Here is a 13805-nt window from a genome sequence, read left to right as displayed (position 1 = left end):
TTGATTCTCTCAAGGTTAAAGTAGTAAGTATTAAATAAAACATTATTGATATAAAGCTATGCTTTATATCAATTAAAATTCAATAGTATAATTGTAAATATATTAGGGCAAAATTCATTTAGGAGGGAATTTAATGGAGCAAGAAAATAAAGAATTTGAAAAAGAAAAATTATCTGAACTAAAAAAACTATATCAACAAGAACCTAAAACTGAATTTATTCCTGATAGATTATATCATTATGTTCGAGAGAATAAAGAAAGTTTAATTAAAGAGGCAATTACTAAAATTAAAAAAGATGGACTTAAAGTAGCCCATCCTAGAGATACAACAAGTATTATAGACGACAAGACACAACGACCTACTGGCATCTACTTTTGGGGCCAACCAATTAAAGAAGAAGTACATATTGAAATAGATGTAGTTGATTTAGAGTTAGATCAGTTATATGCCTTTCCACATCAGATAGCTGACACTATCTTAAAAATTAATCAGGATAATGTTACAAGTAGCTTTTGGTCTCAGCTAAAAAAGATAGCTACTCCTCTACCATTTACAGAATATCAGGGCCAATTTAGGGCTGAATTCATCTATACTTCTGATATCTCACCAGACCTGATTAAGATTAAAAGCAAATCTAAAACTACTTCTTAGTCAACAGATCAGCAGCCTCTTTAATGTTGGCCCTAGCCCCTACTAAAAATACTTGATTTGAACCTTTAATTACAGTATCACCATGAGGTACTAAGAGTTTATCTTGATCTTGGTCAAAGATACCACCAATTAAAACTTGTTGTGGAAAGTCTCTATGCTGAGCAATCTCTGAAATACTCCTACCATGGCTCCATGTCTTTTCAGGAATAGTTAAAATAGAAACTTCAGCCTTTCCTCCTCCTAGCGAAACAACCTTACGAATATCTGGCTGCTCAATATCTAACACAAACTCATCTACCATCATATCGACGACTCCAGCAATAGTTGTAGCTCCAGCCAATTGATAAGCACTTTTATATTCAGGATCTCGCATTCGAACCATAATCTTTTCTATGCCAAAGTTTTTAGCTAATAAAGAGAATGATAAATTATCAGCATCATTTCTCATTACTCCTACAACAATATCTGCCTGTTCAATCCCTGCTTCTTTTAAAATATTGATATTAGTAGCATTACCCTGAATACTAACTGCTCCATATTCAGAATAAATCCTTTCACATACTTCTTGATCTAGATCAATCACTACTACATCATGTTTTTCTACTAATTTTTTAGTTAGATTACGTCCTACAACGCCACCACCAGCAATTAAAATATACACTTTATCCCCTCCAAGCTTTCTTACTAAAGATAACAAAAAGTGGTAAAATCTCTAATCGACCAGCTAACATTCCAATAATATAAGTAATCTTAATTCCAGCTGATAGACTCTGCATCTTCTCTACACTGAAATAAAATGGACCAATATTCCCTACTGCCGAGAAGATACCAGAAAATGCATTCCAAGCCGGTAGATCAGAATATATAGCAGTAATCCCTCCACCGATAATAATAAATAACAACCATCCAAAGACTATAGCAACTACTCTAAAAATCTCAGCATCTGGAATAATACTCCCATCTACTACCACTGGTAAGATAGCCCGCTTTGGATAATAGATCTTCTTAACCTCACGCTTAAGTAACTTATGTAAAATAGCAATTCTAATCAACTTAATACCACCAGCAGTGGAACCAACACAGCCTCCAACCAACATTAATAATAAGAATAACTGCTTAGCTAAAGCTGGAAAGAAGGGATCCATAATACTCTTAGTTCCATAACCAGTGGTAGTTAAGATAGAAACTACTTGAAATAGAGTCTGTCTAACTGCTGTCTCTAGTCCCAACCAATTAAATGGAACAGACAAATAATGATCAACTAATATTAGCCCTGTTACTCCACTAATAGTAGCCCAGAAATATTTCATCTCTATCTTATCCCATAACGCTTTGATATTTCCTGTTAATATATTATAATGAACTAAGAAATTAATTCCACCTAAAGCCATAAAGATAGTAATTACATACTCAATTAACTTATAATGCTGATATCCAGCTTTCTGAAAGTAGGCAATGCTACTATCATAATTAGAAAAGCCACCAGTTGATAGAGTAGTAAAAGAATGAGTTATAGCATCAAAGAAAGAAAGTCCTAACAATTTTAATAGTATCATCTCTAATATAGTAAATCCAGCATAGACTCCCCATAAGATCTTGATTGTCTTAAAGACATTAGGTACAGGCCTACTCTGATTGATCTTATGGCTCTCAGCAGTAAATAACTGAAATAAACCTGACTGTCCTCGAAATGTAATTACTAAAAAGAAGGTTAAAAAACCTAATCCTCCTAACCACTGAATCAAACAACGCCAGAATTGAATTGACTTAGGTAAGTTATTTAACCCAGTAAAGACAGTAATTCCTGTAGTAGTAAAGCCACTGACTGTCTCAAATAGAGTATCTAAATAAGAATAATCTAACTCTAGATAAAAAGGTAATGCTCCTACTAGCGAGATAACTATCCATCCTAAGGTACAGACTAGCATACCAACTGTAATTGTAATCTTCTCTTCTCTTGCCTTTAAGTGAGGAATAAAACCTAATACCAAAGCTAATACAGCTGGAATAAGAAAGATGTGAACTAGTCCTTCTTGATATAATAGACTAACCATAGCTGGTAATAAAAGCATGCCCCCTAATACAATTAACAGTGAACCTAATAAACTACTTATCGTTGCTAACTTTTGATTAAACACTTATCATCTCCTCCTTAGATTTTGAAAATTTTAGTCTACGGTTTACAGTTTACAATTTACAGTTAAAACCATAAAACTATTCATCAATTCAATTAAATGAAACAAAAAAGAGGCAAGATTGCCTCTTTTAATATATAATACTATAATTTTTATTTAATGAGAAAATATAGTAGATAAAATTTAATTTCTCTACTCAGTTAATAGCTCATCTACTTCTTGCTCATTAAAAGAATAATCTTGACCACAGAAATGGCAATTAATCTCCACTGCTCCTTCTTCTTCTAATATTTCTTCTAGTTCACCTTCACCTAAACTTACTAACAGATCTTTAGTCTTTTCTCGATTACACTTACACTTAAATTCAACATCTTTTTCAGCTAATACTCTAAATTCAAAACCATCTAATAACTTCTTTAATAACTCCTCTGGGCTTAGTCCTTCCGCAATTAATCTACTAATTGAATTAATTTCTGCTAGATTAGCTTCTAATTTATCAATTGTATCTTCACTAGCATCTGGCATTAGCTGAATAATAAATCCTCCTGCCGCTTTAACAGATAAGTCAGTATCAACTAAGACTCCTAGTCCTACTGAAGAAGGCGTCTGTTCTGACTTAGTAAAATAGTAAGTTAAGTCATCACCAATCTCACCTGAAATCAATGGCACACTGCCTTGATAAGGATCTTTTAAACCCATCTTCTTAGTAACTTGAAGTTGGCCCTTACCAATAGCTTCTGCTACATCTAACTTTCCTTGGTTATTTGTCATTAATTCAATTTGAGGATTGGCTACATAACCTGTTACCTCACCATATTGATTACCTTCAACGACTATCTTTCCTAATGGACCATCACCTATAACTCTTAAAGCTATCTTATCACCAGATTTAACCATTGACCCCATCAATAACCCAGCTGTCAATGTCCGACCTAATGCTGCTGTAGCTACAGGAGTGGTTTGATGAGACTCTTGTGCTGCACTAACTACTTCAGTTGATCTTACTGCTAAAGCTCTAATCTCTTTATTAGTTGTTATAGCTCGTACTAAATAATCATTCACTAGTATCACCTCTTAGTGCTTTTAGTTCTTCAACAATCTGATAGTTATTTCCTATTACGCCACCTAATTCAATCTTAGGTTTAAGGTGTCCATGAAAATCACTACCTGCTGTAGCTAATAAATCTTTCTCATTTGCTAATTGCAAGAAACCGTCTATTTCGTCCTCATTATGATAAGTACTATAAGCCTCTATACCCTGTAATCCTGCCTCTATTAAATCATCAATTACATCTTTATCGTGGTAACTTAAAGTAGAACCTGGATGCGCTAAGATAGCCACACCACCTAACTCCCTAATTAATTTAATTGCATCTTTAGCAGTAGGTTTCCAACAAGGAACATAAGCTTTGGCCCCTGCTCTAAAATAATCCAAATAAAAGTTGAAATAAGGTTGATCGCTCTTATCTCCTGTTAAGTAAGTCTGTAATTCTTCATTATCTTGGTTCTCAGGCTTATTTAATAGTACTTCAGCAATAAATCCACCTAATGGTCTATCATTATCTGATTGCTCTAATACTTCCTCTGCTGTAATCTCAAATCCTAACTCCTGCAGTCTTTCAATTCGTTTAAAAAATTGTTCCTTTTTAGCTTCTTCCATACCTTTTAGCATTTCATCAATCTTAGAAGATTGCCAATTAAAATAATAACCTAAAATATGTAATATATTATCTCCATACCTTGTATCAAATTCAACACCAGGAATTACTTCTAATTCATCATCTACCGTTAACTCTAGAGTTTCACCTACTCCCTCTGTTAAATTATGATCTGTAATAGCTATTGCAGCTAAATCATTATCTTTAGCCTTTGTGATTATTTCTTCTGGTGTAAAATCAGCATCATCACTATAATTAGTATGAATATGTAAATCTATCTCTCTCATCAGTTACCTCCTTCTACCTCATCATATATTTAATTAATTAATTTTAAGTTAATTGAACTATCTTCTTCAAAATAATAATCTATATAAATTCTATCATCCTTTATTATAATATCAAACAAAACTTATTTTCAATATATATTCTCAATAATTAATCTATTAGTTTCTATGTAGATACTTAATTAGTAATTATACAACTTGTTGTATTATTTTGACACCAAATCAATACTCTGCTATAATTATCCTTATAACGAATTATCAAGCGTAAGGAGTGTAAAAAATGAGATTAATTAGCGTAGAGAATATCAAACCAGATATGGAGTTAGCTAAACCAATCTATCATAAGGATAGAGTTTTACTAAATACCCATTGTACTAATTTATCTAGGTATAAAAACAAATTACTAGAATTAGGAATTAACCATATTTATATTACTGATGATAAATCAGAAGGAATAGAAGTTACTGACGTAATTGATAAAAAAACAAGAAGAAAGAGTAAAAAGATAATCAAAGAATCATTTCAAAATATTACTAATAATAAAAAGATCAAAGTTGATAAAATAAGTAATGTTACTAAAGAAATAGTTGAAGATATCACTCATCAAGACAATATTTTAGTTAACCTAATAGATATCAAAAGTACAGATTCTTATACTTTTGAACATTCAGTTAATGTAGCAGTCTTATCCTTATTATTAGGCCGAGAATTAAATTATACTCGCCAACAATTAATTAAATTAGGTATAGGTGCTTTATTACATGACATTGGTAAAGTAGCTATTCCAGAAAAAATAATAAAGAAACCTGCTCAACTAACAGATGAAGAATACGAAATAATTAAAAAACACCCTTCTCTAGGCTATGAAAATATAAAAGGGTATTATAATATTAGTCCTTTATCTAGAACAGTGATTCTGTCTCATCATGAAAAAGTAGATGGAACCGGTTACCCAAAAGGGTTCTCTCAAGACAATATCCATGAGTTTGGTAGATTAGTTGCTATTACAGATGTTTTTGATGCTTTAACTAGTGATCGCTGTTATAGAGATCGGTGGCCAATCAATAAAGCAGTCAACTTCTTAATTTCTAAAGCTGGAGAAGAATTTGACTCAGAACTAATTAATAAGTTTGTCAAAACAATTGCCATTTATCCTAATGGTAGTTCAGTAAAATTAAGTACAGGTGAAAAAGCAATTGTGGAAAGACAGAATAGAGATATTCCTACTAGACCAGTAGTCAGAATTATTACAGATGAAACTGGAGAGGAGTTAGAAGGTTATAAAAAAATCAATTTAAAGGATGAGCTTGATATAGTTATTGTTGATGAAGAAGAGTAAAAACTATCTGTTATGACTATCAAAGGGCGAACACAAGTTCGCCTATTATCAACTTTTTTAAAGTTCTGTTAAATCAATTATTTCCTTCTGTAAAGCCTTAATAATTGCCTCCCGTGTACAACAAGCATCTAAATAATCAAATATTTTCTTTTTATGATATTTAATGGTGCTTATACTGCATGATATCTTTCGAGCTACTTCTTGTTCCGTTAATCCTTGAGCTAAAAACTTTAAGACTTTTATCTGCTTATTAGCTACTTTTCTTTTAGAGTTCTCCTGTTGCAAGGAAACTACCTTCTTATGTGATTCTAGATCTTTAATAATATTATCTCTTAACAATAAAGCAATTCCCATTAGTTCTTTCTTTAACTCAAATCTTATCGTCGATACATCTAAATAACCAATTATATCTCTATTTAAATATAATGGAAGAGCAAAACAATACCAATCCTGCAAAAAATCGCAATAGTGATGTTCTGGAGCTAAGTAAATCTGTTCCTTTAAATCCATAGCCAATGAAATAGCATTAGTTCCACTACTCTCTTCTGAAAAACTTACTCCTTTATTTATAGAGTTTGCAACCAATTGTTGAATATTTTTACCTGTCACTACCTTTAATAAGATCCCATTGAAATCAGTTAATAAGAAAAGATAATCATCATCAATAAATTTTGCCACTTTTTTAATATTATCATCAAAAGCTGAAATCAATAGCTTATTTTCTTTTAATCTATCTTTTAGTCTGCTTTTAGCTAATCTAATTTTAGGCTTAGTAATATCAGTAGGTAAATTTTCTCTACTACATCTTCCTAATGAAAGTAAAACTTTTTCTTTAACCTTGATATCTTTCACAACTATAATCTCCTCTCAAAATAATAATTACTAATAATTTAATTAGATAAGCCCTCTGAATTTCCTGCCTGTTTTAATTAATTATTGTAATTAATGGATTATATAGAATTAAATCGAAACAAATTACAAATAAAAAAGTGGCCTAATAGTAGGCCACTTAGATACCACACTTATCACACTCTGAACATTTTTTTAATAATACTTTAAAACAACGAGGACATCTAATCTTATTAAAATCTTTAACTTCATAACCACATTGAGAGCAGATTCTAATCTGTTTATCAGTATTACACTTCATTCTATCACCTTCAAGTTAGATGATTTGTGCTACAATACCACCTACAGTAAAGGCAGTAATCCAACTACCAAACCAGATTGCTACAGATTCCTTCCAATTTCTTTCCTTGATCATAATCATCATTGCAGCAATACATGGCACAAATAAAGTAATAGTAATTAAAGAAACTGTCGTTTGAGCTGCTGTCATACTTAAACCAGTTAAACCAGCTGCTCCAAAGTCACGCCTTACAATTCCCATGATGAAAGCTGTAGCTGCTTGTTTAGGTAGCTGTAACCACCCAACAGTAATTGGAGCTACTGCATCTTGAATAGCTATTAACCAACCAAAATACTGCATTACAGTAATAACCACTGATCCCAGTACAAAAACCGATCCTGCTTCTTTAATAAAGGATTTAGACTTGATATAAGTCTTCTGTAATACATTACTCATTTTAGGCATTCTAAGCGGTGGTAGGTCAATCAATAAGTCAGTTGATTCACCAGGCATTACTTTATTTAAGAAAGTACCTGCTAAAACATAAACAGCCGCAATAGTACCTACATAAATCATAAAGTATTTAGCACCTAAAGGTGCAATTAACCCTGTAATTACCCCTAATTGAGCAGAACAAGGAATTGCTAATCCTAATAAGAAGATAGCAATAATCCTTTCTCGTTTAGAACCTAATAATCGAGTTGTAATTGTAGCCATTGTTACACAACCAAAACCAAGTAACATTGGAATAATTGCTCGACCATTCATTCCTAAAGCTGTTAGGATACGATCAACTAAGGCAGCAATCCGTGGTAAATAACCCGAATCTTCTAATACAGCCAAGAAGAAATAAAATCCTATAACTAATGGTAGCAATAATCCAAAGGTATATGTAACTGCCATAGTTAAAACGCCAAATTCTCCAATTAATAATTGGCCTACTAAAGATGATTTAGAGATTAAATTACCAATAATATCTTTAATAAATGGTTCATAAGTACCAGCAAATAAATGTCCTTCAGTAAAATCAACAATTGTTTGGGCCACAAAAACTCCAATGAATTTATATAACAGATATAAGACACCAAATAACATCGGAATTCCAGTCAAAGGTCGAACCATCCATCTACCTAATTTGGTTTTAAAGTTGGCCCCTTCACTCTTTTGCTCAACTACTTGCTCAACTACTTGATTGACTCTTTCTCTTCGATTTCGATAGATCTCTTCCTGATAATCTAAAGGCTCTACATTGTTTTTTTGAGCAACACTAGAATCACCTTCTAAAACTAATAATGATTCTGGTCGATTACCTACTTCCTCTTGAGTAGCTGCTAGTTCTGATTCTAGATTTAAGCTACTGTTTCCAACTTTAGCTTGATCAACAGCCTTTTTTACTTCAGCTAGCCCTTTTCCTTGAGGAGCTACTGTTGGAATAACTGGTACCCCTAAACTTTGACTTAAACTATCAATATCAATATCAAGACCTTGGTTATCTGCTTCATCCATCATATTTAAAGCTACAACTACTGGAATACCCATATCAATAATCTGTTGAGTTAAGAATAGGTCACGTTCTAAATGAACAGCATCAACAATATTAACTACTACATCAGCTGATGCAATTACATCTCGAGCTACCCTTTCTTCATCATTAAAAGAAGATACTCCGTAAACACCTGGTGTATCAAGTACAACATCATCTCCATACTTACCTGAGCTAATATCTAAAGTCGTGCCAGGATAATTTGATACGTCAACATAAACACCAGTAAAATCATTAAAGAAAATAGACTTACCTACATTAGGGTTACCAGCTAATACTATCTTATCAGCATCTGCTGGAATATCTATCTGATGACTAATATCGCAACAATCCATTTTTCAATTCCTCCTTAATCTATTATGCAACCTCAATCTTCTCGGCCAATTTTCTTCCAATAGCAATCTCTTGTAAGTTACGTTTTAAAATTACTGGCCCACCTGGTATTTTTTCAGCGCAGGCTACCTCTGCTCCTTCTGAAATTCCAAAGCGTAGTGTCTGAGCTCTAACATCTCTATCAGGAATAGAAGTAATTTGAAACTGTTCCCCTCGCTTTACCTCTGCTAAAGTCATATTTATCTCCTCCTTGCAATTGATATTCTTTATCATTAATATCCAAAAATAAAAACCATTCTCATTTTACTCAAATATATTATAATATATTCAACTAAAAAAGTCAATATAATAAAAAACTACTAGAATTATGTAGCAGTTTTTCATTAATATATCATATTCAAAAAAATAAAAAGCCCTTGGGAATTAATTCCCAAGGGCTTTTTACTAAATTACTCTTCAATTGCTTCAGTTGGGCAAGAGCTAGCACAAGCTCCACAATCAATACAAGCATCAGAAATTTCGTATTTAGAATCTCCTTCAGAAATTGCATCAACTGGACAAGTACCTGCACAAACACCACAAGAAACACAAGCATCAGTAATTGTATAAGCCATTTCTTTCACCTCATTTAATAATATTTTAATAGTATTATGTAAGTCATTTTTTCACTATTTATATAGTAGCATATTTTTTTCTAAGTATCAATTATATCTTAAAAATATGAATGAAAACCATAATCATTTATCAGATTGAAATTAGAAATGGCTTATATATTAAGCTATATTACTGACATTCATCACAGTAACCATAAAACTTAATTTTATGTTCTGTTACTTGAAATTTATATTTCTTATACAAATGAGATTCAATCTTCTCTAACATTTCCTCACTGAACTCAGTTATCTTATCACATTCAACACAAATTAGATGATGGTGGATATTTTTACCTTTTAATTCATAACGTCGGCAATTAGTATCAAAGTCTAACTCTTTAATTACTCCTGAATTGGAGAAAACCTCTAAAGTACGATAAACTGTTGATAATCCAATAGATGGATTTTTATTCTTTATATTATTATAAATTTCTTCTGCGCTAAGATGTTTCTCTTGATTACTTAAAAATACTTGTAAAATTAACTTCCGCTGAAAAGTTAACTGATAATTATTTGCTGCTAATATCTTTTTTAGATTCTTAAAATTTATTTCCATAATTAATCACTCTTCTTATAGACTTTATATTTCCTTGGCCCACTTATTAATTTCTTTTATAGCCTCTGAAGTTATATCTCCATCCCACTTAAATCCTTCAGTAACAATATTTACACCTAATTCTTCTAACTGCTCTTCTAAAGTATCTACTGCTTGACAGAACATTTCACCATAAGAAGTATCTCCTGGGCCAAAAACCGCTCCTTCTTTATCAGATAAATCAATATCTGCTTTAGATAAAGATTCACTAAAAGAAAGGAAATCATCTTGTAACTCTCCAGCTCCCCATGTAGATGAACCAAATACTACTAGATCATAATCCTCTAACTCTTCAACTTCTATATTAGATACATTTTCATTAACAACCTCATAATTATCAGCCAATGTCTTTTCTACTTGCTTAGCTAAATCTTCAGTATTTCCCATTGTTGAACCGAATGCAATAATTGCCTTCTCCATCATTTATCTCTCCTTTCTTATTTCTTGAAAATGATTTTCATTATCTATTGATAGGATAGCACTTATTAGTCAGTATGTCAATATTTTTTCTTAAATTATAACTATATCGAGATATTTCTGCAGTTTACAGTTTACAATTTACAGTGTACAGTTAAGGTCAAAACTAATAAAAATCTAAGATGTATCTTTACTAAAAATAATTTTATTATATTTAAATGGTTTTGATTTTAAATAAGAAAAACAATGCGATTTTTTATTAAAAATAGTAGTTAATATATAAATTAAGAGTATTGAATATGATCTAGTGCTTTTTTAATAGTAGGAAGCATAACTTGTTTTTCAAAGGGATCTTTTGGTAGCTTTTATAGCCCTAGATAAAAGCTACTCGGAAAAAGGCTGACAAGCCTTTCAGAAATAGCTTTTGAATTTAAACTTTTTAATAAAAAGTAACGCATTATCTCGATAATATTTTACTTTCAAAAAATAAAAAAGGCTACTCCAGAGGGAGTAACCTTCTAATTCTTTATAAATTTAATCCAGCTTGCTTTAAAGCCTGCTGCAAAGCATTATTATAAGCCTTAGTACTATAAGTAGCTCCAGAAATAGTATCAATTTCTGTTTCTTGTTTTCTTACAACTAATTCAGGAAATTTTTGATAGGCCTTAGCTGCTGGTTGATGCGGATATCCTCTACTCTTATCTGGGGCCAACTTCCCACCAGTTGAACTCTCCCCAGGAATAATCTCTACTTCTTTAATCTGCTCTCCTTTAACAGTAACCTGCAATAATGCATATCCATCATCACCAAAGTCTTTACTAATTCCATAATAAATATTATCATTATACCTACCAGCTGCTATCTGTAAAGCCATCTTAACTGCTGTTACATAATCATTATAACTCTCTGTAGCTCCAGAAACAGTATCTACATTAACAGACTGTCTATTAACTACCTGTCTTGGATACTGATTAAATAATTTAACTGATGGTCCATGAGGATATCTTCCTTCTTTCTTTACAGGATTAAAGATTCTCACATCAGCAATCTTATTTTGATTAATCTCTACTTTAACTACTACATCTCCATGGTTATCAGGTACATAACCAATATAAGTTCCATCTTTATATTCTACATCTTTAGCAATTACCATGGTACTAACTACAACTACTAAAGATAAAATTACTAAGCTAGTAACTAACTTTCTCATCTTTTACCTCCTTACTGACCACTACTTAACTAACTTACCATGATCTAAATTAATCTGTCTTTCTGCCAACTCTCCTACTTTAGGATCATGAGTAACCATTAAGATACTATGTCCTTGTTCATGTAACTCAGTAAATAAATCTAATACTATATTCTCATTCTCTTTATCTAAATTACCAGTTGGCTCATCTGCTAAAATTAATTTTGGATAATTAATTAAAGCTCTAGCTACACAGACTCTCTGTTGTTCTCCCCCAGACAATTCTTTAGGTAAATGATCTGCTCTATGTCCTAGACCAACCTTTGCTAGAGCTTCTCTAGCCTCTTCTTCATCAGCCATACTATGATAATATTGAGCTGTCATTACATTCTCTACTGCCGTTAAGTAAGGAACTAAATGAAACTGCTGAAAGACTAACCCAATCTTCTCTCGTCGCACAGTAGTTAATTCTTTCTTATCTAATTCGGAAATATCAATACCATCAATCTTGACTTGACCTTGAGAAGGAGTATCCATACAACCAATTAAATTCAACATAGTACTCTTCCCTGAACCAGAAGGCCCCATAATAGATATCCATTCTCCTTCTCCAATTCCTAAGCTAACATTATCTAAGGCACGTACATCACCATCATATATTTTAGACACATTATCTAATTGAATTAAACTCACAAGTTTAACCTCCTTATAAACTATTCTCCTTTTAATGTCACTGCTGGATCAATATTAATCACTCTCTGTACTGGTAGAGCAGAAGCAAGGCAAGAAACTATAATAGATAGTATAAATGAAATAAGAATAATCATTGGTCTAAAGGAAATATAAGAATCAAAGACACTTTTACCAATAGCTTGAGCTCCTAAAAACCCTAATCCATATCCAACTAAACCACCAATACCACCTAAAATAGCAGCTTCAGTTAAAAATTCCATACTTACTTGCTTATTCTCAGCTCCTAAAGCCTTCTTTAAAGCAATCTCTTCTTTTCTCTCTGTAACTATAGTCATCATAGTAGTTGAAACACAGAGTAGTGTTGATGCTAAAATGATCATAACTACCAAATACATCAATGACTTAATCTTATTTAAAATCTTACCTTCTGAACTAGCAATCTTCTTGATTGATTCTAACTTAACATTAGTCAATTCTTTATTCAGTTCTGTTATTTTCTGATCCAAACTTTGTCCATTAGTCAAAATACTAAAGTAAGCAGTACTAACCTTATTCGACTTAGCAAAGACCTCTTGAGCTACTGGCAAATTAACAAAAATCCGATTATCTGCCTGAGCACCAGTCTCTACTATAGCAGTAACCATAAACTCTTTCTGGCCCCACATCTTATCTGTAGTAACCTTAACTGTATCTCCTATCTCATAATTTAATTTATTAGCTACTTCCTTCCCAATTACTACTTCATCAGTTATACTATGATCTAGTGGTAATTCACCTGTTATCTTCCAGTAAGGATTAACTTTCCTTATCTGATCAAACCAAGTTCCTACTAAGACTACTGATTTAGTACCCTCATAAATAACTTCTTTTACTTTAACATTAGCTACTCCATAAAGATTAGGTCTATAACCTACCAATTCTTGATCACTAAATTTACTGACTACTTTATCTAAATCTGATTCATTAATTTCTTTCTTATCTTGCTTACCAGGCTTTACAATTAAGTTTGCTCCGTAATTTCTTAATTCCTGACTCATTTTAATATTTATATCATAATAAACACTAAATAAAGCCGAAATCACACTGATTCCAACTACTATAGCAAAGAAGGCTATAGCAACTCTTGATTTTCTTTCTTTAAAAGACTTACCAACAATCCGCAAAAACATCTTTAATTTTCTCATC

16 protein-coding genes are annotated in these 13805 nt (G+C 31.9%); 2 read left to right on the top strand and 14 right to left on the bottom strand.

Going from position 1 to position 13805, the window contains the following annotated elements:
• Positions 1–133: 133 nt before the first annotated feature.
• Positions 134–652 carry a hypothetical protein gene (locus ACYQ39_RS10910; RefSeq protein WP_459842975.1) on the top strand — a complete coding sequence of 173 codons (519 nt, stop codon included), beginning with the start codon at positions 134–136 and terminating at the stop codon, positions 650–652.
• On the opposite strand, the gene ACYQ39_RS10905 is transcribed toward ACYQ39_RS10910, so the two are convergent.
• The 4 genes from ACYQ39_RS10905 to ACYQ39_RS10890 all read right to left on the bottom strand — a co-directional run bounded on the left by ACYQ39_RS10905 (position 642) and on the right by ACYQ39_RS10890 (position 4732).
• On the bottom strand, positions 642–1313 hold the full coding sequence (locus ACYQ39_RS10905) for a potassium channel family protein (protein ID WP_459842973.1): 672 nt from the start codon (positions 1311–1313) through the stop codon (positions 642–644). The genes ACYQ39_RS10910 and ACYQ39_RS10905 overlap by 11 nt on opposite strands.
• Position 1314: 1 nt before the next feature.
• Positions 1315–2790, bottom strand: a complete 1476-nt coding sequence (locus ACYQ39_RS10900; RefSeq protein WP_459842971.1) for a TrkH family potassium uptake protein — start codon at positions 2788–2790, stop codon at positions 1315–1317.
• A 189-nt stretch (positions 2791–2979) separates the two neighbouring features.
• Positions 2980–3849, bottom strand: coding sequence for an Hsp33 family molecular chaperone HslO (gene hslO, locus ACYQ39_RS10895; protein WP_459842969.1), 870 nt, complete (start codon positions 3847–3849; stop codon positions 2980–2982).
• Positions 3842–4732 (bottom strand): PHP domain-containing protein, encoded by an 891-nt coding sequence (locus tag ACYQ39_RS10890; RefSeq protein WP_459842967.1) that lies wholly within the window; start codon positions 4730–4732, stop codon positions 3842–3844. Before ACYQ39_RS10890 ends, hslO begins: the two co-directional genes overlap by 8 nt.
• 277 nt (positions 4733–5009) lie before the next feature.
• Here ACYQ39_RS10890 and ACYQ39_RS10885 point away from each other — a divergent pair, with 277 nt between their 5' ends.
• Complete coding sequence (locus tag ACYQ39_RS10885) at positions 5010–6068, top strand: HD-GYP domain-containing protein (RefSeq protein ID WP_459842965.1); 1059 nt, start codon at positions 5010–5012, stop codon at positions 6066–6068.
• Positions 6069–6125: 57 nt separating this feature from the next.
• On the opposite strand, the gene ACYQ39_RS10880 is transcribed toward ACYQ39_RS10885, so the two are convergent.
• From ACYQ39_RS10880 to ACYQ39_RS10835, 10 genes are all read right to left on the bottom strand, one after another.
• Positions 6126–6920 (bottom strand): helix-turn-helix transcriptional regulator, encoded by a 795-nt coding sequence (locus ACYQ39_RS10880; RefSeq protein ID WP_459842963.1) that lies wholly within the window; start codon positions 6918–6920, stop codon positions 6126–6128.
• Positions 6921–7077: 157 nt separating this feature from the next.
• A complete protein-coding gene (locus ACYQ39_RS10875; protein WP_459842961.1) occupies positions 7078–7218 on the bottom strand; it encodes a hypothetical protein in 141 nt (46 codons plus the stop codon).
• A 15-nt stretch (positions 7219–7233) separates the two neighbouring features.
• On the bottom strand, positions 7234–9075 hold the full coding sequence (gene feoB / locus ACYQ39_RS10870) for a ferrous iron transport protein B (protein WP_459842959.1): 1842 nt from the start codon (positions 9073–9075) through the stop codon (positions 7234–7236).
• A gap of 22 nt (positions 9076–9097) precedes the next feature.
• Positions 9098–9310, bottom strand: a complete 213-nt coding sequence (locus tag ACYQ39_RS10865; protein WP_459842957.1) for a FeoA family protein — start codon at positions 9308–9310, stop codon at positions 9098–9100.
• A gap of 212 nt (positions 9311–9522) precedes the next feature.
• Positions 9523–9687 (bottom strand): DUF362 domain-containing protein, encoded by a 165-nt coding sequence (locus ACYQ39_RS10860; protein ID WP_459842955.1) that lies wholly within the window; start codon positions 9685–9687, stop codon positions 9523–9525.
• 169 nt (positions 9688–9856) lie between these two features.
• Positions 9857–10282, bottom strand: coding sequence for a Fur family transcriptional regulator (locus ACYQ39_RS10855; RefSeq protein ID WP_459842953.1), 426 nt, complete (start codon positions 10280–10282; stop codon positions 9857–9859).
• Between the two features lie 24 nt (positions 10283–10306).
• Positions 10307–10741, bottom strand: coding sequence for a flavodoxin domain-containing protein (locus tag ACYQ39_RS10850; RefSeq protein ID WP_459842951.1), 435 nt, complete (start codon positions 10739–10741; stop codon positions 10307–10309).
• 523 nt (positions 10742–11264) lie between these two features.
• Positions 11265–11948 (bottom strand): FMN-binding protein, encoded by a 684-nt coding sequence (locus ACYQ39_RS10845; protein WP_459842949.1) that lies wholly within the window; start codon positions 11946–11948, stop codon positions 11265–11267.
• 21 nt (positions 11949–11969) lie between these two features.
• Positions 11970–12620, bottom strand: a complete 651-nt coding sequence (locus tag ACYQ39_RS10840) for an ABC transporter ATP-binding protein (RefSeq protein WP_459842947.1) — start codon at positions 12618–12620, stop codon at positions 11970–11972.
• 20 nt (positions 12621–12640) lie between these two features.
• Positions 12641–13804: an ABC transporter permease gene (locus ACYQ39_RS10835; protein WP_459842945.1), complete on the bottom strand. Its 1164-nt coding sequence runs from the start codon at positions 13802–13804 to the stop codon at positions 12641–12643.
• Between the last annotated feature and the right edge of the window lies 1 nt (position 13805).

The sequence above is a fragment of the Halanaerocella petrolearia genome (assembly GCF_054657875.1).
The sequence above is the reverse complement of the archived record's forward strand: the minus strand, read 5'-3'. Positions and strand labels throughout refer to the sequence as shown.

Excerpts from the sequence above, each read along its gene's own strand:
- feoB (WP_459842959.1), bottom strand. The coding sequence starts at position 9,075 with ATGGATTGTTGCGATATTAGTCATCAGATAGATATTCCAGCAGATGCT.
- ACYQ39_RS10875 (WP_459842961.1), bottom strand. The coding sequence starts at position 7,218 with ATGAAGTGTAATACTGATAAACAGATTAGAATCTGCTCTCAATGTGGT.
- ACYQ39_RS10865 (WP_459842957.1), bottom strand. The coding sequence starts at position 9,310 with ATGACTTTAGCAGAGGTAAAGCGAGGGGAACAGTTTCAAATTACTTCT.
- ACYQ39_RS10910 (WP_459842975.1), top strand. The coding sequence starts at position 134 with ATGGAGCAAGAAAATAAAGAATTTGAAAAAGAAAAATTATCTGAACTA.
- ACYQ39_RS10860 (WP_459842955.1), bottom strand. The coding sequence starts at position 9,687 with ATGGCTTATACAATTACTGATGCTTGTGTTTCTTGTGGTGTTTGTGCA.
- ACYQ39_RS10850 (WP_459842951.1), bottom strand. The coding sequence starts at position 10,741 with ATGGAGAAGGCAATTATTGCATTCGGTTCAACAATGGGAAATACTGAA.
- ACYQ39_RS10885 (WP_459842965.1), top strand. The coding sequence starts at position 5,010 with ATGAGATTAATTAGCGTAGAGAATATCAAACCAGATATGGAGTTAGCT.
- ACYQ39_RS10845 (WP_459842949.1), bottom strand. The coding sequence starts at position 11,948 with ATGAGAAAGTTAGTTACTAGCTTAGTAATTTTATCTTTAGTAGTTGTA.
- ACYQ39_RS10855 (WP_459842953.1), bottom strand. The coding sequence starts at position 10,282 with ATGGAAATAAATTTTAAGAATCTAAAAAAGATATTAGCAGCAAATAAT.
- ACYQ39_RS10890 (WP_459842967.1), bottom strand. The coding sequence starts at position 4,732 with ATGAGAGAGATAGATTTACATATTCATACTAATTATAGTGATGATGCT.
- ACYQ39_RS10835 (WP_459842945.1), bottom strand. The coding sequence starts at position 13,804 with ATGAGAAAATTAAAGATGTTTTTGCGGATTGTTGGTAAGTCTTTTAAA.